The sequence below is a fragment of the Vibrio genomosp. F10 str. 9ZD137 genome (genome assembly GCF_049974785.1).
GTDB lineage: Bacteria > Pseudomonadota > Gammaproteobacteria > Enterobacterales > Vibrionaceae > Vibrio.
Window position 1 is genome coordinate 1 of the sequence record NZ_JBNGCJ010000333.1, and the last position, 21,127, is coordinate 21,127.

Below are 21,127 nucleotides of genomic sequence, written 5' to 3' on the forward strand. Positions count from 1 at the left end.
ACCGCTCTTCCGATCTTGCTCACCACCAAAGTTTTTCGATTGGCCACCAAACGGGCGTTGGTAAATCGTGCCATTATCAAAACGAGAAAATGGTAAACCCATCTTTTCTAGTTCAATAACTGACTCAGGACCATTTTTACACATATACTCAATCGCATCTTGGTCTCCGATGTAATCGGAACCTTTGACGGTGTCGTACATGTGCTGCTCCCAGTGATCTTCATGAGCATTACCAAGGGCAACAGTAATACCGCCCTGAGCTGATACTGTATGAGATCGTGTTGGAAACACTTTAGACAACAAAGCGCACGAAAGGCCTTGCTCTGAAATTTGTAGTGCAGCGCGCATCCCTGCACCACCAGCGCCAATTACAACGGCATCGAATTCTCGAACTGGAATAGTCACTTACGCACCCCACAAAATGTAAAAACCAGAGAAAAAATAGCTCAATAGTGCCACCACAACAGCTAACAGCAAACCGCCACGCAAGGTTGCGCATTTGACGTAATCCGTTAGAACCTGCCATAGACCAATCCATGCATGAATCAGCACGGACAGTAAAGCAAGCATGGTGAAGACTTTAGTAAATGTGCTACCGAAAAATTGAGTCCAAGAGATATAAGAAATATCGCCTGAGAAAGCTAAGAAGCTAATCAAATAGACGGTGTAAAGAGTCATGAGAATGGCGGTTGCACGAATCAATAGATAATCGTGAACGCCATTTCGTCCAAATGATGAAACATGCTTTACCATACTAATACTCCTGCAAGAAGTGATAGAACGGCAGTGGCAGCAAAAGCGACTTTAGCACTTAAAGCTCCAGTATCGAGTTCTTCAAAGTAGCCGAAATCCATCAGTAGGTGACGTATGCCACCAACAATATGGTAGGCCAACGCGGTGGCGATTCCCCATAAAATAAACTTCACAAAGAAACCACTAACAAGGTCACTGGCTTCTTTGAATCCATAAGGGGACTCGAGGGATAGAGACAGTAGCCATAACAATATGCCAATCGCTACAAACGTAATCACCCCTGCCACTCGGTGCAGGATGGATGCGATTGCAGTAATTGGAAAGCTAACTGTCTGTAAATCTAAATTAACAGGTCTTGACTTTCTTTCTTTCACGGGCTTGCTCACTCAGCTCCATTGAGCATTTATTGTTATCAACGAATCTCGTGCGGAAACCGACAAAACACAACATCTAAGTAACAATTATGACGAGAAAAGCACCAGTTAATTGTAAATAAAATGTTAACAAAAAAACTGAAAAGCTAACCCCGTATTTGTTTCTAGCCTTGAATTTATAAGGTTTTCACCGAGATTTCTAGCGTCACTATACGACTGGCAACATTCTAATACAATTGATGTAACAATTTTTGCTACATAGAACAGATTTTTAACTTATTTGCTATAAAAAGTCATGCTAAGTGCACACATCGAAGGAGAATAATTGACTTTATAAGCGAACACACGTACAAAAATGGCAAATAAACATCCTGGACGGATTAATAATAAACAAAGGAGATTGTTATGGCGGATAAGAAAGCGACCCTTCATATTGAAGGTTTAGCGCCAATCGAATTGCCAATTATGGACGGGACTGTCGGCCCTCAAGTAATTGATGTTCGTAAGCTAGGTTCAAATGGATATTTCACTTTCGACCCTGGTTTTCTTGCCACTGCATCTTGTGAATCTCAAATCACTTACATTGATGGCGGAAAAGGTGTGTTACTGCACCGTGGCTATCCTATTGATCAGTTAGCGAACAACGCTGACTATTTAGAAGTCTGTTATATTCTTCTTTACGGTGAAGCCCCTGGTCGTGAGCAATACGAAACCTTTAAACGCACAGTAACTCGTCACACTATGGTCCACGAGCAGATCGCAAGTTTCTATCACGGATTCCGACGTGATGCTCACCCAATGGCCGTGATGTGTGGTGTGGTTGGCGCACTTGCAGCGTTTTACCATGATTCACTTGATATTAATAACGATACGCACCGTGAAATCGCGGCTTATCGTCTGTTATCAAAAATGCCTACATTGGCAGCAATGTGTTACAAGTACTCTATCGGACAGCCGTTTATTTACCCAAGGAATGAACTAAGCTACGCTGAGAACTTCCTACACATGATGTTTGCAAACCCATGTGAAGAGTATGAAGTAAACCCTGTTGTCGCTCGCGCAATGGACAAAATCTTCACCTTGCATGCTGATCATGAACAAAATGCTTCAACGTCAACAGTACGTCTTGCAGGTTCATCAGGTGCTAACCCATTTGCGTGTATTGCGGCGGGTATCGCGTCTCTTTGGGGCCCTGCTCACGGTGGTGCCAATGAAGCATGTCTTCATATGTTAGAAGAAATTGGCAGCGTTGATAATATTGAAGAGTACGTAGCAAAAGCGAAAGACAAAGAAGACCCGTTCCGTTTGATGGGCTTTGGTCACCGTGTTTACAAAAACTACGATCCACGCGCAACGGTCATGCGTGAAGCTTGTCACGACGTTCTGAAAGAGCTGAATATTAAAGATCCTCTGCTAGACGTTGCGATGGAACTGGAACGCATTGCGCTTTCTGATGAGTATTTTGTTGAGAAGAAACTCTACCCGAACGTGGACTTTTACTCAGGCATTATTCTTAAAGCGATTGGTATTCCAGTCTCTATGTTTACCGTTATTTTTGCGATGTCGCGGACTATCGGGTGGATAGCTCACTGGAACGAAATGCACAGTGATCCTACAAACCGTATTGGACGCCCTCGTCAGTTGTATACCGGTCAAGAACAACGTGATTTCCAACCGCTTCACGAACGTGATTAATGGTTTGGGGCTGTCTCTACGTTGTTAGTGGCAGCAGAGAAACAAAACTAAAAAGCTTGGCCATGTGCCAAGCTTTTTTATTTTCATTCCAGCCATACGGGTTTATGCAAACTAAACAGGGTTATCAATATCAACGAACATCACCTCAAGCCCATGCTCTAAATGTAACCACTCTCCGAGTGCTTTAATGCCATATCGTTCTGTCGCGTGGTGTCCTGCTGCATAGTAATGGATACCCAGTTCACGAGCGACGTAAGTAGTGCGCTCTGATATCTCGCCTGAGATAAAGGCATCAAGCCCTTTTTGTGCAGCTAATTCAATATAGTCTTGCCCGCCCCCCGTACACCACCCCACTGTTTCAACCAGTTCGCCTTTGTCGACAGCGTTTTCTGGGTCTAGGTTCTCAAGGGATAAGTTCTCAGCGGACAGGTTCTCAGGGGAAATATGCAGCGGTTGGCGATTGAGAACTTGATTAATCTTTGTGGCAAAGTCTCCTGCCGTCATGGGCTCAGTTAGCCTCCCATACATTGCAACGGATTGAGCATGCCCTTCAAGGCCCCCTTCTACCTCTATGCCCAGTAAACGCGCTAATTCGGCGTTGTTACCTAAAGAAGGATGAATATCCAGTGGTAAGTGGTAGCCATACAAATTGATGTCGTTCTTAATCAGGGTTCGAATACGCTTACCTTTCATGCCTTTAATGACTTCTGATTCGCCTTTCCAAAAATAGCCATGATGGACTAAGATAGCATCTGCATTTAACGCAATGGCTTTGTCGATAAGTGCTTGTGATGCGGTCACACCGGTTACGATGCGCTTAATGTCACTCTTGCCTTCTATTTGCATTCCATTCGGGCAATAGTCTTTAATTAGCTGGGGAGAAAGCTCTGTATTAAGGATTGCTTCAAGTTGCAGGTTATTCATGGTTCATTTCCATTGGCCTTGTTTCATGCCAATGTTTATAGCAAGTTCACGCTCTAAAGTCGAAAGCTGTTGGAAGGAATATAGGGATTATATGGATTCATTACACCGTTTTTATCAGTGGGTCATCACAGCCCCATCATTATTTGAACCTAGGCCTCCACTTGATAATTTACCGGCCCTCCCGCATCACTCGCTCCCTTTAGGTGAAACGTATTCCGGAAACCCTCGTTTAGGTTTTTTATATCAATATCTTTGTGAGAGGTGGTTCGAGCATTCGGATGATCATCAAATCGTCATGACTGAAGAACAGATTAATGTAGATGGTAGAACGTTAGGGGAAATTGATTTTATCATTCAAGATCGCTCAAACCATCAATTTGAACACTGGGAAGTGGCCATCAAGTTTTATCTGTTGCACGGCTCCCATTGGTATGGGCCTAATTCTAAAGACCGGCTCGATATTAAGTTAAAGAGGATGATCGACCACCAACTAACTATGTCACAAACGGCCTCATTCAAACAGAAGTATCCGCAAATATCCCCTATTTCTTTACACCTTTTGCTTCAAGGGCGTTTGTACGTCAATCCATTTATTGATCAAGATATACCAGAAAGTTGTCATGGCTATGCGTTGAACGCCTCTCAAATACAGGGAAAGTGGTGTTATGAAAATCAATGGCATTTGATTGCGGAGCCTTTATACCCTCTAGAAAAGTACCAATGGGCGACTGGAGCAACGAAACTAGGCGAACCTATCGATAAGCCCACCGATCGATTTGTTCATGCTCAAACATCGTCTGGTGAGTTTTGGTTTGTCGTGCCTAACCACTGGCCAAACGAGCCAAAGCCAAGAAGCTAAACCGAACCTCTGAAAAACACGCATAAAAAAGGCGATCATCCGATCGCCTTTTTCTTCAACTATCGACTACAAACCGGCATCAGCAAATACTTGATTAACAATATCTTGCGCTTCCGCTTCAATTTGAGCCAAGTGCTCTTCGCCTTTAAAGCTTTCGCAGTAAATCTTATAGATATCTTCCGTACCTGATGGACGAGCAGCAAACCAACCATTTTCAGTCGTCACTTTTAAGCCACCAATGGCCGCACCATTACCAGGAGCATGAGTCAGTCGCGCTGTAATCGGCTCACCCGCTAAAGTCTCAGCTGAAACCATCTCTGCTGAAAGCTTTTTCAAAATGTCTTTCTGTGGCCCATTGGCAACAGCTTGGATACGATTGTATTTTGACTCTCCATGCTTAGCCGCCAGTTCTTCATAGTATTGCTGAGGGTTCTTGCCCGTTACCGCGGTAATTTCTGCGGCCAAAAGACACAATAAAATACCATCTTTATCGGTTGACCAAGGTGTGCCATCTTTTCTCAAGAAGGATGCCCCTGCACTTTCTTCGCCACCAAAACCAAATTGACCGCTGTACAGCCCATCAACAAACCATTTGAATCCAACAGGAACTTCACAAAGCTCGCGCCCCAGGTCGGCAACCACACGGTCAATCAAAGCACTAGATACGAGTGTTTTACCAACAGCAACCTCTTTACCCCACCCTTCACGGTTACGGTATAGGTAGTCAATACATACGGCTAAAAAGTGGTTCGGATTCATCAAGCCTTGTGGCGTTACAATGCCATGACGATCGTAATCTGGGTCATTACCAAACGCCAAATCATAGTCGTCTTTTAATTCAAGTAACCCTGCCATTGCATAAGGTGATGAGCAATCCATACGCACAACCCCGTCTTTATCCAAAGACATAAACTGGAACGTCGGATCAATCGCTTCACTGACCAGTGTTAAATCAAGCTCATAGGCGGTCGCAATTTGGCGCCAGTAGTCAATGCCCGATCCACCTAGTGGATCGACGCCTAGCTTTAGCCCTGATTTTTGAATCGCTTCCATATCAACAACGTTCACAAGATCATCGATGTAAGGCTTAACCAGGTCACACTCGACAAACAGATCAGACGCTTTTGCTTGTGCAATAGGCAGACGTTTCACACCCGCCAAATCAAGTGAAATCAACTCATTGGCACGGTCTTCAATCGCTTGTGTGAGTTCCGCTTCTGCTGGGCCCCCGTGAGTCGGGTTGTATTTGATACCACCATCTTGCGGTGGATTATGAGAAGGAGTAATCACAATGCCATCCGCTTTCGCATCATGTTTCAAATTGTGCGTCAGAATCGCATGAGAAACACCTGGAGTCGGTGTATAGCCATTATTTTCTTGACTGATCACCTTTACGCCATTGGCAACTAATACTTCGACAACGGTCAAAAATGCAGGTTCGGACAACGCATGCGTATCTTTGCCCAAAAACAGTGGCCCTGTAATGTTCGCTTTAGCCCGAACTTCAGCAACCGCTTGAGCAATCGCCAAGATATGATTTTCATTGAATGTTGATTTATCTGCCGTACCTCGGTGACCAGAAGTGCCAAACTGCACCTTATGATCTGAATTGTTAGCCTGAGGTTGAAGTAGAAAATAATTTGATACTAAAGCTGGAATATTATGCAAATCTTGTTGTTGTGCTTTTGTTCCTGCTCTTGGGTGCATAGCCATTTATGACGTCCTTTCTTAGGTAGGTTTGTAACACTAAAAAGCCTCACAATACGCTGCTAACCATGCATGTTATTGTGAGGCTTCAAGTATAAAATCTAAATCGTATTTATAACCTTTTCGATTAAATCAGCTGGAAAGTTCATTCTCGTCATCAGCTGCTCAGTCATTTGTCGTTTTCGACTGGTATTATTATTGGTTATAACCCAAAACGGTGTATTGGGAATCGCTTTTGGTTTCGTCGTATTACCGTTTGCCAATAGCGTCTGTTCATTATCAGCAAAATAAACACGTTTGCGCCCTTTGACTTGGGTCGCTTCAGAAAAGCTTGCTGGGTTAACTCGGTGCAGAGTGGACAACACCAGCATAAAACGATCAATCGCTTTCTTTAAGCTTGCAAACTCGTCAGAGATCAATAAAGAGCGCATCTCTTTAATACTGTCGACCGCTTCCACTTTACCCGCGTCTTTGCTGACAACAATACCTTTCGGCTTCACTTGTGCTTCTTCTTGCTGAGTCTCCGCATTGTCGCCTTTATTTGCATTCAGTAATCGGCGTAATATATCAGACGCGCTTTCACCAATATGCTGAGTCTGGCTCGCAATATAACGGTATAGATCCTCATCAACCTCAATTGTTTTCATTCGCTTTTCACAATCTCTATGTTTAAACTCTGTGGGATTATAGCGAGATCTTCACGGATACTCTACGGCAAACCAATCATGAATAAGATAAAAATGTCTCAATTGCTCAACTACAAACTTGAAGGCTCCGGCCAAACTCTTGTTTTAATCCATGGCTTGTTTGGAAACTTGGACAATCTCGGCTTGCTAGCACGTGATCTTGGACACGATCATCAAGTTTTAAGCATTGATCTCCGAAACCATGGCTTATCGTTTCATTCAGATACGCATGACTATGCATCTATGGCTGAAGATGTTGTGTCTCTTCTTGAGCACCTTAATCTTTCCGATGTTGTACTGATTGGTCACTCCATGGGCGGAAAGGTCGCGATGAAAGTGGCGGCGATATCAAACTCACTTATCAGCAAGTTGGTTGTTTTAGATATGGCGCCCGTTGCCTACCAAGTCCACCGACACGAAAATGTGCTTAACGGACTACAAGCGGTCATCGAAGCAAAGCCGACCAGCCGCAATAAAGCGTTAGAAATCATGTCTGAACATATTCTCATCGAAGGTGTTAGGCAGTTTTTGAGTAAATCCTTATTTCGCTCTGACGGCATTATGTGCTGGCGATTCAATGTCGAATCCATTGTGACTCATTATTGGGAAATACTGGGGTGGCATAGTGTTGAACCAATCGCTATTCCAACGCTATTTGTCAAAGGGGCGCAATCAGACTACTTATTACCAGAACACCAACCAGAGATTCAACGTCAATTCCCACAGGCTAAGGCGCATATCGTCTCAAACGTTGGTCACTGGCTACACGCTGAAAAGCCAAAAGAAGTGCTAAGAGTAATTCGGAACTTTTTGTAATAACGTTACTCTCATTAATCAGGCACAGATAACTCAGCACGGATTAACTTTAGCGTTTAACAATGGTATAGTGCGCGCAAGTAAATTGGCATAAAGGGATTCCATGCTGTACGACTATATGAACATGCTTGAGTCTATTGGTTTAGACTTACTTTTTGCATCTATCTTCTTCCTCATTGGTATGGCGATAAAAGATGTTCTCAAACAAGGCAATGTTCCTCCTTTTGGGCGTCGTATTGTATGGCTAGTACTTTTCCTTGGTTGCGCTGGATTCATCGCTAAAGGATTGATCCAAATTAGCTGGGAAGGTTCAGGGCTTGGTTAGCCACTGTTTCTTTAGCCCCTCGACACAGACAATATGAAAGGTAATGATTCTATGGCAAGTGTAGGTATCTTCTTTGGTAGCGACACCGGCAACACAGAAGCTGTTGCAAAGATGATTCAAAAGCAATTGGGTAAACAACTCGTTCACGTTCAAGATATTGCAAAAAGTAGCAAAGAAGACATTGATAACTTTGATCTGCTTCTTCTTGGCATTCCTACTTGGTACTACGGTGAAGCTCAATGCGACTGGGATGATTTTTTTCCTGAGCTAGAAGGGATTGACTTCTCAACCAAGCTTGTTGGTATTTTCGGCTGCGGTGATCAAGAAGATTACGCTGAATATTTCTGTGACGCGATGGGGACTGTTCGAGACATCGTCGAAGCGAAAGGCGGCACCATTCTGGGTTATACATCAACCGAAAGCTACGAGTTTGAAGCCTCTAAAGCACTCGTAGAAGGGGATGACAGCCAGTTTGTCGGTCTATGTATTGATGAAGATCGTCAACCTGAACTGACTGAATCTCGCGTAAATACCTGGGCTGCTCAGATCCATGAAGAAATGTGCTTGTCTGAACTTGCTGACTAAGTAAATACTTAACCAAGTTCAAAAAAGAACCTCCATTCTAGGAGGTTTTTTATTGCCTGTTAAAGGGTTATATCGTGAAACCCTAATTACTGCTCATCATCACTACGATATTTGGGCTTCTTTCTAACGTATAACTTTCTTTGAACCTCTGCGACCACTTCACCGTTCTTATCTTTTACATGAATGACGAACTCAGGAAAACACTTGTCACCATTCATCGTGGATTCATAGATTTCGTCGATTTGGGGCTGGGAGACCATAAAATCCGCATGAAGATCACCTAAACCTGGCTTAATAAAATTGATGCTCGCCTCTTTGTCCCAAACGTAATATTTATCACCAAGAATGCCCATCAGCATTAATGAATAAACAGGATCCGTGAGTGAAAAAATACTGCCACCATATTGAGTGCGATTGGCATTTTTGTTCCACCAGCGCAATTTTAGCTTCATCTGAACTTCACGAAAATCTTCACTAATTGACTGAATCTTAATGCCAGCCCCCCAGAATGGTGGCCAAATATTCAATGCAAATTTAACGATATTGGGGGTATATATTTTTGATACAAATGAATCCATAAAAATGCGACGGTCAGTATAGGTTGGTGTAAATTGTTACATAAAAGTTACTGGTCCGACATCTTTTGTGTCAAATTATGCAAAGTTTATCATGCATTCCTATTAACCCTTTGAACTTCGCGGTTTATTGTTGAGTGACACTACCCTATAATAACTAAAACGTTGGATCAGTTACGACCGCAGAACATCAACAGGAAAGTATATGTCAGATAATAACCAAGCGCTAAAGAATGCTGGTCTTAAAATAACCCTTCCAAGGCTAAAGATTTTAGAAATACTGCAACATCCATCCAGCCAACATATTAGTGCAGAAGACTTGTATAAGAAGTTGATTGATCTTGGTGAAGAGATCGGTCTTGCCACGGTATACCGTGTTCTTAACCAATTTGACGATGCCGGTATCGTAACCCGCCATCACTTTGAAGGTGGTAAGTCTGTTTTTGAATTATCGACTCAGGAGCATCATGATCATCTCGTCTGTTTAGACTGCGGGACTGTTATCGAATTTGCTGATGACCTTATCGAAGAACGTCAAAAAGAGATCGCAAAAAAATACAATGTCGAATTGACCAATCACAGCCTTTACCTCTATGGGAAATGCGCAAGTGGTGATTGCAAAGAAAAATCCGACGCTCATAAGCCAAAATAATGCGTTGTTAAGAATAAAAAATGCCAGCATCAGCTGGCATTTTTGTTATCAGTAGAAAGCGAATATGGCCATTTAACCAGCCCAGGTATCACGTAATCCTACCGTACGATTAAACACGAGTGCATCAGCCTTAGACTCTTTGCTGTCCACACAGAAGTACCCCGTACGTTCAAATTGGAACCCTTGCTCCGCAACCGCTGAAGCTAAGCTAGGCTCAACAAACCCATTCACTTTCAGCAATGATTCAGGGTTGATCGTTTCAGCAAAGTTATCTTCTGCTGCTGGGTTAGCAACCGTAAATAGACGATCATATAGGCGAATTTCAGCTGGTATCGCTTTGTCAGCAGAAACCCAGTGAATCACGCCCTTTACTTTGCGACCGTCAGCTGGATTCTTACCCAGTGTTTCATTGTCGTAAGAGCAGAAAATAGTCGTAATATTGCCTTCCGCATCTTTTTCAATACGCTCAGCTTTAATCACGTACGAGCCGCGCAGTCGAACTTCTTTACCTAGTACTAAACGTTTGTACTTCTTGTTCGCTTCTTCACGAAAATCATCACGCTCGATCCAAACTTCACGAGAGAATGGTACTTCGCGACTACCCATTTCAGGCTTATTTGGGTGGTTAGCAATCGTCAATGTCTCAACGTTCGTTTCATCAAAGTTTTCAATAACCACTTTAATAGGATCAAGAACTGCCATTGCACGAGGCGCATTTTCATTCAGATCATCACGAATACAAGATTCTAGAGAACCAAACTCAATCATGTTCTCTTGCTTCGTTACACCAATACGCTTACAGAATTCACGGATAGAACCAGGAGTGAAACCTCGTCGACGCAAACCAGAAATCGTTGGCATGCGTGGGTCGTCCCAGCCTTCAACCAGGTTTTCAACAACTAACTGATTCAGTTTACGTTTTGACATCACCGTATACTCAAGATTCAAACGACTGAATTCATATTGATGCGGTTGACAATCGATCGAGATATTCTCAAGGACCCAATCGTACAAACGACGGTTATCTTGGAACTCAAGCGTACACAACGAATGAGTGATCCCCTCAAGGGCATCAGAAATACAATGCGTAAAGTCGTACATAGGGTAAATGCACCACTTATCGCCCGTTTGATGATGAGTCGCAAAGCGAACGCGGTATATCACCGGATCGCGCATCACCATGAACGAAGAGCTCATATCAATTTTAGCTCGCAGACACGCAGTCCCTTCTTTAAATCCACCTTCGCGCATTTTCTCAAATAACGCTAAATTTTCTTCAGGACTACGATCGCGATAAGGGCTCGCTTTACCAGGCTCTGTTAACGTACCGCGGTATTCACGGATCTGCTCTGGGCTCAACTCATCGACATACGCTAGACCTTTGTTTATTAGCTCAACAGCGTAGCCATAAAGCGTATCAAAGTAATTCGATGAATAACAAACATCGCCAGACCATTCAAAGCCTAACCAGCTGACGTCATTTTTAATAGACTCAACGTACTCAACGTCTTCTTTCTCAGGGTTTGTGTCATCAAAACGTAGATTACACTGCCCCTGGTAGTCCTGAGCAATACCAAAATTTAAGCAAATAGATTTAGCATGACCAATGTGCAAATACCCGTTCGGCTCCGGTGGGAAACGAGTATGCACGTTAGTGTGTTTACCATCCGCTAAATCTTTATCTATGATTTGGCGAATGAAATTCGATGGACGAGCCTCAGCAGCTTCACTCATCTATAGCACCTCAATATGGTTTAGTATTGTCAGAATTAATAAGCCGTTAATGATCCACAATTCTACGCCTTTACACAATAAGAACTCGCATTAAATTATCAATTACTCGCTGAGCCCGTGAAGAATGATGAAGAATACAGCGTTCATCTTCTAGCCACTCAACCATATAGACTTCAACACAAACAAAAAAACCTCCCAAAATAGGGAGGCTTAATATTTTTCACTTACTTGTCGTTATTCCAATTAAGGAAAGTTGCGACTAAGGAAGTTTTACATCTGAAAGGTCTTCACCTGGACCGATTGCTTTCATTTCGCCAGCAACGATTTCAGCCAGTGGGCCAAGAATAACTTGTAGGTTATTTTCACCTAGTTTAACAACACCTTTCGCGCCAAGCTTCTTAAGTACAGCTTCATCAGCGATAGAGCGGTCTTTAAGAGTTAAACGTAGACGTGTGATACATGCATCAATTGAAGTTAGGTTGTCGTGACCACCTAGAGCTTTAAGGTATTGACGTGCAACATCACCTTTTGGAGCGTCGCCCGCTGGAGCAGCTTCTTCGTCTTCATCTTCACGACCTGGCGACTTAAGGTTGAATGCGCGGATAGCAAAGCTAAATGTGAAGAAGTATAGAGCACCAAATGCTAGACCAATCAATAGTAGAGTGAATGGTTTAGTTGCTAGACCCCAGTTCAATACGAAGTCGATAAGACCTGCAGAGAAACCAAAGCCGTGTAGCGTACCAAACATGTTAGCAACAACTAGAGACAGACCTGTAAACACAGCGTGCATTGCGTATAGAGCAGGCGCTAGGAATACAAACATGAATTCTAGTGGCTCTGTGATACCCGTTAGGAAAGAACAGAAGGCTACTGAGAACAGTGCACCACCAACTTGGCTGCGTTTTTCAGCAGGAGCTGCTAGGTACATTGCTAGAGCTGCGCCTGGTAGACCGAACATCATGACAGGGAAGAAACCGTTCATGAATACACCAGCGCCTTTATCGCCACCGAAGAAACGGTGTAGGTCGCCAGATTTCACTGTTTCAGTCACTTCTTTCACAACAGTTGTGATTTCTGGAGTAACAGAGTTAGCGAATGTGAACGTGTGCTCTTGACCAACAACTAGAGTTTTAGCCAGTGTCGGGTCAACACAAAGTTGAGTGATGTTAGCGAAAGCGCCTTGACCAGCAACGATGATTTCTTGACACGTACCCATACCGAACCAGAAGTAAGAGTTCAACACGTGGTGCAGACCGACAGGGATAAGTGCACGGTTAAGAGTACCGTAAACGAATTGACCAACAGCGCCAGACGTTGATACTGCGTGAGCAAGTGCATCTAGACCAGACTGTACACCAGGCCAAACCACACCAGAAACAGCACCGGCAACAAGTGCAAATAGACCGGCCATGATAGGTACTAAACGTTTACCCGCGAAGAAAGCCAGCCATTCTGGAAGGCGTGTCGCGTGGAAAGCGTTGTATGAGTGACCTGCGATGATACCTGCGAAGATACCGCCGAAGAATGACATGTTAACATCTGCGTTAATTGTCGTTGCTGTAGCAGTTAGTACGAAGTAAGCAACTGCACCAGCAAGACCTGCCGCACCGTTACCGTCTTTAGAAAGACCAATCGCAATACCCAAACCGAATAGAAGCGGTAGGTTACCAAAAATTGCTCCACCAGCTTGCGCCATGAATGCGATATCTAACAGGTCGCCTTGACCCAAACGTAGTAAAAGCGCCGCAATCGGTAACGTTGCGATAGGCAGCATAAGAGCTTTACCTAGCTTTTGTGCGTATCCAAGAATATTCACCTTATAGTTCCCCCTATAGGAATTAATCATTATGCGAGTAACTTATTTCGGTCACTCAATTTAGTCGCTTTCAGTTTAGGCCATTAATTTTGCTCCGCAAATTAAAACCTTACCATTTGTGATCATAATCACCAGAAACACCCAAAAAGGCAGGTTTTTGCTAGCTAGATCATAAAACTTATTTTACAATTAAAAAAAATGGCAAATAGACGATAACATTTAGAGATTATTAGCACCAAATTATGGCGTCCAGGCCAATAAAATAAAGGCTTTCACCACTTTTTAATAATGTAAATTTATATTACGGCGCGATCTTAAAAGAATGTACTTAGAGCAATAAAACTCAGTGTTTTCACGCCATTTGCTAACTAAATTCCCAGCCTAATTGAACGTTAAAAAAGAAGTATTCACTCCGTTCTTTCCTTCAATTAAGCTCACAAGGTTTCATATATTTTTAAAATAAGGATTAGCTGATCATGTATGCGCTAACTAACTGTAAAATTTTCACCGGCAGCGATGTACTTCTCAATCATGCTGTTATCATTAATGAAGGCCTTATCGAATCGGTTTGTGCTCTGTCAGAGTTACCAGCAGATATCGAAATAAAAGATCTTCAAGGTGCAAATTTAAGCCCTGGTTTTATTGATTTACAGCTTAATGGTTGTGGTGGTGTCATGCTAAATGATGAAATCACTGCAGATACCATGCAAACCATGCACCTGGCTAACCTTAAATCTGGCTGTACCAGCTTTTTGCCTACACTGATTACCTCTTCCGATGAAGATATGAAAAGTGCCATCAATGCGGCTCGAGATTATCATTCAAAATATCAAAACCAATCTCTCGGTTTGCACCTTGAAGGGCCATACCTGAATGTACTCAAAAAAGGCATTCATAGTGTTGACCACATCCGCCCTTCAGATGACAGCATGATTGATACTATCTGCGACAATGCAGACCTAATATCAAAAGTCACACTAGCACCAGAACACAATGCTCCCGAGCACATCGAGCGCTTGAAAGCGGCGGGTATTGTCGTATCAATCGGCCACACTAATGCAACGTATGCGGAAGCGCGCCAAAGCTTTGAATCTGGTATTACGTTTGCGACGCACTTATTTAATGCGATGACCCCAATGGTTGGACGTGAACCCGGTGTTGTGGGCGCGATTTATGATACGCCTGAAGTCTACGCGGGTATTATCGCCGACGGCTTCCATGTTGATTACGCTAACATCCGAATTGCTCACAAAATCAAAGGTGAAAAGCTTGTATTAGTGACCGATGCCACAGCTCCAGCAGGTGCTGAGATGGATCACTTTATTTTTGTTGGCAAGAAAGTATATTACCGTGATGGCAAGTGTGTGGATGAAAATGGCACGCTTGGCGGCTCTGCACTGACTATGATTGAAGCAGTTCAAAATACAGTAGAGCATGTCGGTATCGCTTTGGATGAAGCTCTTCGTATGGCTACGCTATACCCTGCTGCAGCAATGGGTGTTGATGACCAATTAGGCCGAATTAAAAAGGGCATGGTCGCTAACCTTGCTGTGTTTGATAGAGACTTCAATGTTCAAGCGACTGTTGTTAACGGACAATACGAGCAAAATTAATCATGAATGGCGGACAGATAGGTAACGTAGATTTAGTTAAACAACTAAACAGTGCAGCGGTATATCGACTTATTGATCAAAAAGGTCCGATATCGAGAATACAGGTTGCTGATGTGAGTCAACTCGCACCAGCCAGTGTTACCAAAATCACCCGCCAACTTCTTGAGCGCGGTTTGATTAAAGAAGTGGCCCAGCAGGCTTCCACAGGCGGACGCAGAGCCATTTCTTTAACAACAGAAGTGGAACCCTTCCACTCAGTGGCGGTAAGGCTAGGCAGAGACTATGTTCAATTTAGTCTCTATAACCTAGGAGGAATAGAGCTGGTGACGGAACATCACGAGCTTATCTATTCTAATCAAACTCAGCTGACTGACGGCTTGATCTCCCAACTAGGGCGATTTATTGAAGATCATCGCGCTATTACCAACCAATTGATCGCGATCGGCATTGCCTTGCCAGGCTTGGTTAATCCAGAAACTGGGGTTGTGGATTACATGCCAAATACTGATATTGACCACCTCCCACTGGGCAGCATCATCAAAGACAAATTCAACGTCGAATGCTTTGTCGGGAATGACGTTAGAGGAATTGCGTTAGCTGAACACTATTTTGGCGCCTCTAAAGATTGCCAAGATTCGATACTAGTCAGTGTACACCGTGGTACGGGTGCAGGCATTATTGTCAACGGTCAGGTATTTTTAGGCTTCAATCGTAACGTTGGAGAAATTGGTCATATTCAGATAGATCCTCTGGGCGAGCAATGTCAATGTGGTAACTTTGGTTGCTTAGAGACGGTGGCTTCAAACCCAGCGATTCTGGAGCGAGTACAAAAACTGATTAATCAAGGCTACGAATCCAGCTTAAGTAAAGTTGACTCTATCACCATTCAAGATGTGTGTGATCACGCTAACTTCGGTGACGAGTTAGCAACACAAAGTCTTGTTCGCGTGGGGAACCAACTCGGTAAAGCCATCGCGATCACTATTAACCTGTTTAACCCGCAGAAGGTGGTTATCGCAGGAGATATCACCGCTTGTGAAGACATTGTATTCCCAGCGATACGACGTAATGTAGAAAATCAGTCTCTCACCACTTTCCATAAGGCACTGCCAATAGTCGCTTCAAAAGTGGATAAACAGCCAACGATTGGGGCCTTTGCCATGATTAAGCGCTCCATGCTCAATGGCGTCCTATTGCAAAAACTTTTAGAAGATTGAGCCAGCTGACAACAAACCTGCAGAACTGAGCACAAAACTTCTTCTTCTATAACTAATTGATGTACACTTTATGGCTGTGATTATTCACAGCCTTTTTGTCATTGAGGATAACAATCAAATCGTATGGACATCATCTTAATTTCCGCCGCATTTTTTGCTGGCTTTATCGCTCTTAAGCTCAACCTTCCCCCTTTAGTTGGTTTCTTATTAGCGGGCTTTGGTCTTCATGCGTTCGGCTTTCAAAGTAATGAAACCATTATTACGCTTGCCGATCTGGGTGTTACTTTACTGCTGTTTACTATTGGCTTAAAACTGGATATTAAGATCCTACTCTCCAAAGAAATTTGGGCTGGGGCCACCGTTCACAATTTACTCTCAACGCTGCTGTTTAGTGTCGCTCTACTGATATTCAAATATCTGGGCATTTCAAGCATCGCAACCATGCCGCTTGAACATATTGTATTACTTGCCTTTGCTCTCTCGTTCTCCTCAACCGTTTTTGCGGTCAAAACACTGCAAGAAAAAGGGGAATTGAACTCGACATACGGCACGATTGCGATCGGTATATTGGTTATGCAAGATATCTTCGCGGTCATTTTCCTTACCGTATCAACAGGGAAAATCCCAGAGTGGTATGCTATTGCATTATTCGTGTTGCCTTTTTTAAGGCCACTGTTTTACACAATACTCGATAAAGTGGGACACGGGGAAATGCTGGTACTGTGTGGCATTTTCTTTGGCCTTGTCGTTGGTGCCGGTCTCTTTAATTTAGTCGGCGTCAAACCGGATCTTGGTGCGCTTCTTTTAGGCATGCTGCTGGCTGGTCATAAGAAAGCCTCCGAGCTGTCTAAATCACTCTTTAACATTAAAGAGCTTTTACTGGTGTGTTTTTTCTTAAACATCGGGCTTTCCGCGCAACCCACGCTATCAGCCGTTGTTTTATCACTTCTGTTTTTGCTGCTGCTACCCATTAACGGAATTCTCTACTTCCTCGTTCTTAAGGCCTACAAATTTAGAGTCCGAACGTCTCTATTAACCTCATTATCTTTGTTTAACTTTAGTGAATTTGGCCTGATTGTCGGTGGATTAGCCTTCCAAATGGGTTGGATGTCAGGCGATATTCTCGTTGCATTAGCCTTAACTATCTCTTTATCATTTATTGTCGCGGCTCCTATCAATAGAAACGGCCACGCTATTTATCAACGTTCAGCGGGTTGGTTAAAAGAGCACACCGCCGAGAAACTTCATAAACGCGATCAGCTGATTAATCCAGGTAACGCTCAGATACTCATCCTTGGAATGGGCCGTATCGGATCTGGGGCATACGATGAGCTGATTAAACGCTATGGGAAGGTCAGCTTAGGTGTTGAAGTCAAAGAAGAAGCAGCGTTAGAACATCGCTCTGAAGGAAGAAATGTGATTTCAGGAGACGCGACGGATCCAGACTTCTGGGAAAGAATATTAGATACCGCCAATGTGAAGTTGGTTCTATTAGCGATGCCTCACCACCAAGGTAACCAAATCGCTTTACAACAGCTTCAAAGCCGAAACTTCCAAGGCCAAATCGCTGCGATCGCAGAGTACTCAGATCAACTCGATATCTTGGTTGAAAATGGCGTAGATGCCGCTTTTAATATTTATAATGAAGCAGGCAGTGGTTTTGCGCGTCATGTGTGCGACCAACTAAAGCCAGTATTCAACAAACCAGAGTAATCTTACTCTCTTGTTCATTTCATGTTTGGCGAGATACACGGTATCTCGCTAGCTAATGGCTGCTCTCCAACCATTTATTAGAAAAAATCCATCAATATTGATTTTTTGGTGGATTTTTTCTAACCCTATCGTCTTTTTCTCATTTTTATTCTCTAATAGAGTTGCTTTTCTTAATCAAAATGGCAAATTGCTATTAACAGATTAAATAAAATTTAAAAGGAAGTTGTATGTGTTCAGTTTTTGGCATATTAGATATTAAGAGCGACGCTAGTTCGCTTCGTCCCGTGGCACTAGAGATGTCTAAAAAATTACGTCACCGAGGCCCTGATTGGTCAGGTATTTATGCATCGGACAACGCGATTCTAGCGCATGAACGCTTAGCCATTGTGGGATTAAATAGTGGAGCTCAGCCTCTTTATAGCCATGATAAAAAACACATACTTGCGGTCAATGGAGAGATCTACAACCACAAAGAGATCCGTGAACGTTACGAAGGCAAATACGACTTTCAAACCGACTCTGACTGTGAAGTCATTCTGGCGCTATACCAAGAATACGGTTCAGAGCTACTAGAAGAGTTAAATGGTATTTTCGCGTTTGTATTATATGACGAAGAAAAAGACCAATATTTAGTTGGACGTGACCACATTGGTATCATTCCTCTTTATCAAGGTTACGACGAACACGGTAACTACTACGTAGCATCAGAAATGAAAGCATTGGTACCCGTTTGTAAAACCGTGAGTGAATTCCCTCCTGGTTGTTACTACGGTTCAGCAGACTCTGAACCTCAGCGTTACTACACTAGAGATTGGAATGAGTACGCAGCAGTCCAGGGTAACTCAACCAGCAAAGAAGAGTTAACTGAAGCTTTAGAAGCCGCGGTTAAGCGCCAACTAATGACTGACGTCCCATACGGAGTACTGTTATCTGGCGGTCTTGATTCTTCGATTACTTCAGCAGTCGCCAAACGATTTGCCGCAATGCGTATTGAAGATGATGGTCAGTCTGAAGCATGGTGGCCGCAACTGCACTCCTTTGCGGTTGGACTAGAAGGTGCGCCCGATCTAAAAGCCGCTCGCGAGGTTGCCGATCAAATTGGTACCGTTCACCATGAGATGACCTACACTATTCAAGAAGGTCTTGATGCGATTCGTGACGTTATTTACCACATTGAAACATACGATGTCACCACGATTCGCGCCTCAACACCCATGTACCTATTAGCAAGAAAGATCAAAGCGATGGGCATTAAGATGGTGCTGTCAGGTGAAGGTGCAGACGAAATCTTTGGTGGCTACTTATACTTCCATAAAGCGCCTAACGCGAAAGAGTTCCATGAAGAGACAGTACGTAAGCTTTTAGCTCTGAACATGTTTGACTGTGCGCGTGCCAATAAGTCGTTGGCAGCATGGGGTGTTGAAGGCCGTGTACCATTCTTGGATAAAGAGTTTATCGATGTGGCAATGCGCTTAAACCCAGAGGATAAAATGTGTGGCAACGGTAAGATGGAAAAACACATCCTACGCGAGTGCTTTGAGCACTACTTACCAGAAGCCATTGCTTGGCGTCAAAAAGAGCAATTTTCTGATGGCGTAGGCTATGATTGGATTGATACGTTAAAAGCAACAGCTGATGCTAACGTCACAGACAAGCAAATGGAAACAGCAGCGTTCCGCTTCCCATACAACACACCTCAAACAAAAGAAGGTTACGCTTATCGTGAAATCTTTGAAGAGTTGTTCCCACTAGAATCAGCAGCAGAATGTGTACCAGGTGGCCCATCCGTTGCTTGTTCATCTGCAAAAGCAATTGAATGGGATGAGTCTTTTAAGAACTGCGCAGACCCATCTGGACGCGCTGTTAAAGCCGTGCATAACGATTCTTACTAATCACAATAGAATCTGATTCATAAAAAAGGCACCTTTCGGTGCCTTTTTTATTTCACTGTTCCGCATGAACTGTGTTTATTGCAAATCTAAATCTTTATTAGCAATACTAATTGGAACCTTTTTACTGATCATTTTCACTAATAATATCGATCGTGCTTCACCATCTGACTCTTGGTAAATGGCATCAATTCCTGCGAATTGACCACCCACTACCCCAATAATGTCGCCTTTTTCAGGAAGATTAAGTGACTGGACTTCGCAGTTATCTTGTTCTAACTGTTTCAGCGTATAGATCAGATCCCCTTGCACCTCTTGTGGGTGGTTACCCATACGAACAAAATCCACCACACCTCGAGTCGATCGAACGGTTGTCAATGACGGCCCGGCCTCAAAATCGAAACGAACAAACATATAAGATGGAAAAAGTGGCTCTTTCTTAACCGCCTTTTTACCTCGGGTGATTTTTTCCACCTCAACTTCTGGGTAAAAGACCTCGACATTTTGATTTTCAAGGTGCAGTTTCGCTCGTTGCTGCTCACCTCTTTTACAATACAGAAGATACCAACGCTTCATAATTTACCAACAGCTTTTTCTATTTATTTTAAGTCTATCTTACCCCTTTTAGAGGGTAAATTGTGTCTTTACAATCTGTTGCAATAACTCGATATGTTCATCCGAATCATTTAAGCATGGGATGTACTGAAAATGCTCTCCGCCGGCTTCAACAAAGATCTCTTTACACTCTTCGGAAATTTCTTCTAATGTTTCTAAACAATCAGAGGCAAAAGCAGGGGTAACGATATCCAGCTTTTTAATGCCTTTTCCTGGCAGCTGTTCAAGGGTTTTGTCAGTGTACGGTTGTAACCACTCTTCTCGTCCAAAACGCGATTGATAAGTGTGCCCTATTTGCTCTTCATTTAACCCGAGTTCTTGCGCCAACAATTTGGTGGTGGTTAAACAATGCTGAGGATAAACATCGCCATTATCGGCATAGCGCTTTGGTATTCCATGGTAGGAACAAAGTAAGTAATCGCCTTGACCGTTTTCTTGCCAACTCTTTCTCACCGTGGCAGCAAGCGCTTTAATGTATTGTGGATGATCGTGGTAATCGGTGGTCAAACGATACTGAGGAATGCGGGCAGCTCCCTTAAAGGCTTTCAATAGACCATCGCTCACAAGATCGGAAGAGAG

The 21,127-nt window shown here is 43.3% G+C and carries 21 protein-coding genes; 10 read left to right on the forward strand and 11 right to left on the reverse strand.

Annotation, left to right across the window (positions count from 1 at the left end):
• The 3 genes from ACP45E_RS06905 to sdhC all read right to left on the reverse strand — a co-directional run.
• A partial coding sequence (locus ACP45E_RS06905) for an FAD-binding protein (RefSeq protein ID WP_141707247.1) occupies nucleotides 1-405 on the reverse strand: 405 nt, incomplete at its 3' end.
• Nucleotides 406-753, reverse strand: a complete 348-nt coding sequence (gene sdhD, locus ACP45E_RS06910; RefSeq protein WP_017033170.1) for a succinate dehydrogenase, hydrophobic membrane anchor protein — start codon at nucleotides 751-753, stop codon at nucleotides 406-408.
• Nucleotides 747-1,139 carry a succinate dehydrogenase cytochrome b556 subunit gene (gene sdhC / locus ACP45E_RS06915; protein ID WP_017033171.1) on the reverse strand — a complete coding sequence of 131 codons (393 nt, stop codon included), beginning with the start codon at nucleotides 1,137-1,139 and terminating at the stop codon, nucleotides 747-749. Before sdhC ends, sdhD begins: the two co-directional genes overlap by 7 nt.
• A 393-nt stretch (nucleotides 1,140-1,532) precedes the next feature.
• Here sdhC and ACP45E_RS06920 point away from each other — a divergent pair, with 393 nt between their 5' ends.
• Nucleotides 1,533-2,822, forward strand: coding sequence for a citrate synthase (locus ACP45E_RS06920; RefSeq protein WP_017033172.1), 1,290 nt, complete (start codon nucleotides 1,533-1,535; stop codon nucleotides 2,820-2,822).
• A gap of 111 nt (nucleotides 2,823-2,933) precedes the next feature.
• Here the strand turns inward: ACP45E_RS06920 and ACP45E_RS06925 are convergent, their stop codons facing one another.
• Nucleotides 2,934-3,746 (reverse strand): Nif3-like dinuclear metal center hexameric protein, encoded by an 813-nt coding sequence (locus tag ACP45E_RS06925; protein ID WP_017038113.1) that lies wholly within the window; start codon nucleotides 3,744-3,746, stop codon nucleotides 2,934-2,936.
• A gap of 91 nt (nucleotides 3,747-3,837) precedes the next feature.
• On the opposite strand from ACP45E_RS06925, the gene ACP45E_RS06930 reads away from it, so the two are divergent.
• Nucleotides 3,838-4,605 carry a DUF1853 family protein gene (locus ACP45E_RS06930; protein WP_017038114.1) on the forward strand — a complete coding sequence of 256 codons (768 nt, stop codon included), beginning with the start codon at nucleotides 3,838-3,840 and terminating at the stop codon, nucleotides 4,603-4,605.
• 66 nt (nucleotides 4,606-4,671) lie between these two features.
• On the opposite strand, the gene pgm is transcribed toward ACP45E_RS06930, so the two are convergent.
• Both pgm and seqA read right to left on the reverse strand, forming a co-directional pair.
• On the reverse strand, nucleotides 4,672-6,318 hold the full coding sequence (gene pgm / locus ACP45E_RS06935) for a phosphoglucomutase (alpha-D-glucose-1,6-bisphosphate-dependent) (protein WP_017033175.1): 1,647 nt from the start codon (nucleotides 6,316-6,318) through the stop codon (nucleotides 4,672-4,674).
• Between the two features lie 95 nt (nucleotides 6,319-6,413).
• The gene (gene seqA / locus ACP45E_RS06940) at nucleotides 6,414-6,959 is read right to left on the reverse strand and encodes a replication initiation negative regulator SeqA (protein ID WP_017033176.1); all 546 of its coding nucleotides are present in this window, start codon (nucleotides 6,957-6,959) and stop codon (nucleotides 6,414-6,416) included.
• 93 nt (nucleotides 6,960-7,052) lie between these two features.
• Between seqA and ACP45E_RS06945 the strand changes: the two genes are divergently transcribed.
• The 3 genes from ACP45E_RS06945 (at nucleotide 7,053) to fldA (ending at nucleotide 8,724) form a co-directional block, all read left to right on the forward strand.
• The gene (locus ACP45E_RS06945; protein ID WP_017038115.1) at nucleotides 7,053-7,814 is read left to right on the forward strand and encodes an alpha/beta fold hydrolase; all 762 of its coding nucleotides are present in this window, start codon (nucleotides 7,053-7,055) and stop codon (nucleotides 7,812-7,814) included.
• A 103-nt stretch (nucleotides 7,815-7,917) separates the two neighbouring features.
• Nucleotides 7,918-8,139 (forward strand): DUF2788 domain-containing protein, encoded by a 222-nt coding sequence (locus ACP45E_RS06950; protein ID WP_017033178.1) that lies wholly within the window; start codon nucleotides 7,918-7,920, stop codon nucleotides 8,137-8,139.
• 51 nt (nucleotides 8,140-8,190) lie between these two features.
• Nucleotides 8,191-8,724: a flavodoxin FldA gene (gene fldA, locus ACP45E_RS06955; protein WP_017033179.1), complete on the forward strand. Its 534-nt coding sequence runs from the start codon at nucleotides 8,191-8,193 to the stop codon at nucleotides 8,722-8,724.
• An 86-nt stretch (nucleotides 8,725-8,810) separates the two neighbouring features.
• Here the strand turns inward: fldA and ACP45E_RS06960 are convergent, their stop codons facing one another.
• Nucleotides 8,811-9,302, reverse strand: coding sequence for a DUF4442 domain-containing protein (locus ACP45E_RS06960; protein ID WP_017038116.1), 492 nt, complete (start codon nucleotides 9,300-9,302; stop codon nucleotides 8,811-8,813).
• Between the two features lie 202 nt (nucleotides 9,303-9,504).
• Between ACP45E_RS06960 and fcrX the strand changes: the two genes are divergently transcribed.
• Entirely contained in the window at nucleotides 9,505-9,951 is a 447-nt protein-coding gene (fcrX, locus tag ACP45E_RS06965; protein ID WP_017033181.1) for a ferric iron uptake transcriptional regulator FcrX, read from the forward strand.
• A gap of 72 nt (nucleotides 9,952-10,023) precedes the next feature.
• On the opposite strand, the gene glnS is transcribed toward fcrX, so the two are convergent.
• Together glnS and nagE are read right to left on the reverse strand one after the other, a co-directional pair.
• Entirely contained in the window at nucleotides 10,024-11,685 is a 1,662-nt protein-coding gene (gene glnS / locus ACP45E_RS06970; protein WP_017038117.1) for a glutamine--tRNA ligase, read from the reverse strand.
• Between the two features lie 259 nt (nucleotides 11,686-11,944).
• A complete protein-coding gene (gene nagE / locus ACP45E_RS06975) occupies nucleotides 11,945-13,501 on the reverse strand; it encodes an N-acetylglucosamine-specific PTS transporter subunit IIBC (RefSeq protein ID WP_017033182.1) in 1,557 nt (518 codons plus the stop codon).
• A gap of 476 nt (nucleotides 13,502-13,977) precedes the next feature.
• Here nagE and nagA point away from each other — a divergent pair, with 476 nt between their 5' ends.
• From nagA to asnB, 4 genes are all read left to right on the forward strand, one after another.
• Entirely contained in the window at nucleotides 13,978-15,114 is a 1,137-nt protein-coding gene (nagA, locus tag ACP45E_RS06980) for an N-acetylglucosamine-6-phosphate deacetylase (protein WP_017038118.1), read from the forward strand.
• 2 nt (nucleotides 15,115-15,116) lie between these two features.
• A complete protein-coding gene (gene nagC, locus ACP45E_RS06985) occupies nucleotides 15,117-16,331 on the forward strand; it encodes a DNA-binding transcriptional regulator NagC (protein WP_017033184.1) in 1,215 nt (404 codons plus the stop codon).
• A gap of 123 nt (nucleotides 16,332-16,454) precedes the next feature.
• Nucleotides 16,455-18,044: a cation:proton antiporter family protein gene (locus ACP45E_RS06990; RefSeq protein ID WP_017033185.1), complete on the forward strand. Its 1,590-nt coding sequence runs from the start codon at nucleotides 16,455-16,457 to the stop codon at nucleotides 18,042-18,044.
• 227 nt (nucleotides 18,045-18,271) lie between these two features.
• Nucleotides 18,272-19,936 (forward strand): asparagine synthase B, encoded by a 1,665-nt coding sequence (gene asnB, locus ACP45E_RS06995; RefSeq protein ID WP_017033186.1) that lies wholly within the window; start codon nucleotides 18,272-18,274, stop codon nucleotides 19,934-19,936.
• A 75-nt stretch (nucleotides 19,937-20,011) separates the two neighbouring features.
• On the opposite strand, the gene rfaH is transcribed toward asnB, so the two are convergent.
• Both rfaH and hemH read right to left on the reverse strand, forming a co-directional pair.
• A complete protein-coding gene (rfaH, locus tag ACP45E_RS07000; RefSeq protein WP_017033187.1) occupies nucleotides 20,012-20,509 on the reverse strand; it encodes a transcription/translation regulatory transformer protein RfaH in 498 nt (165 codons plus the stop codon).
• Nucleotides 20,510-20,557: 48 nt separating this feature from the next.
• Nucleotides 20,558-21,127 (reverse strand): ferrochelatase (gene hemH, locus ACP45E_RS07005; protein ID WP_069584832.1); only part of this gene is annotated, 570 nt, incomplete at its 5' end.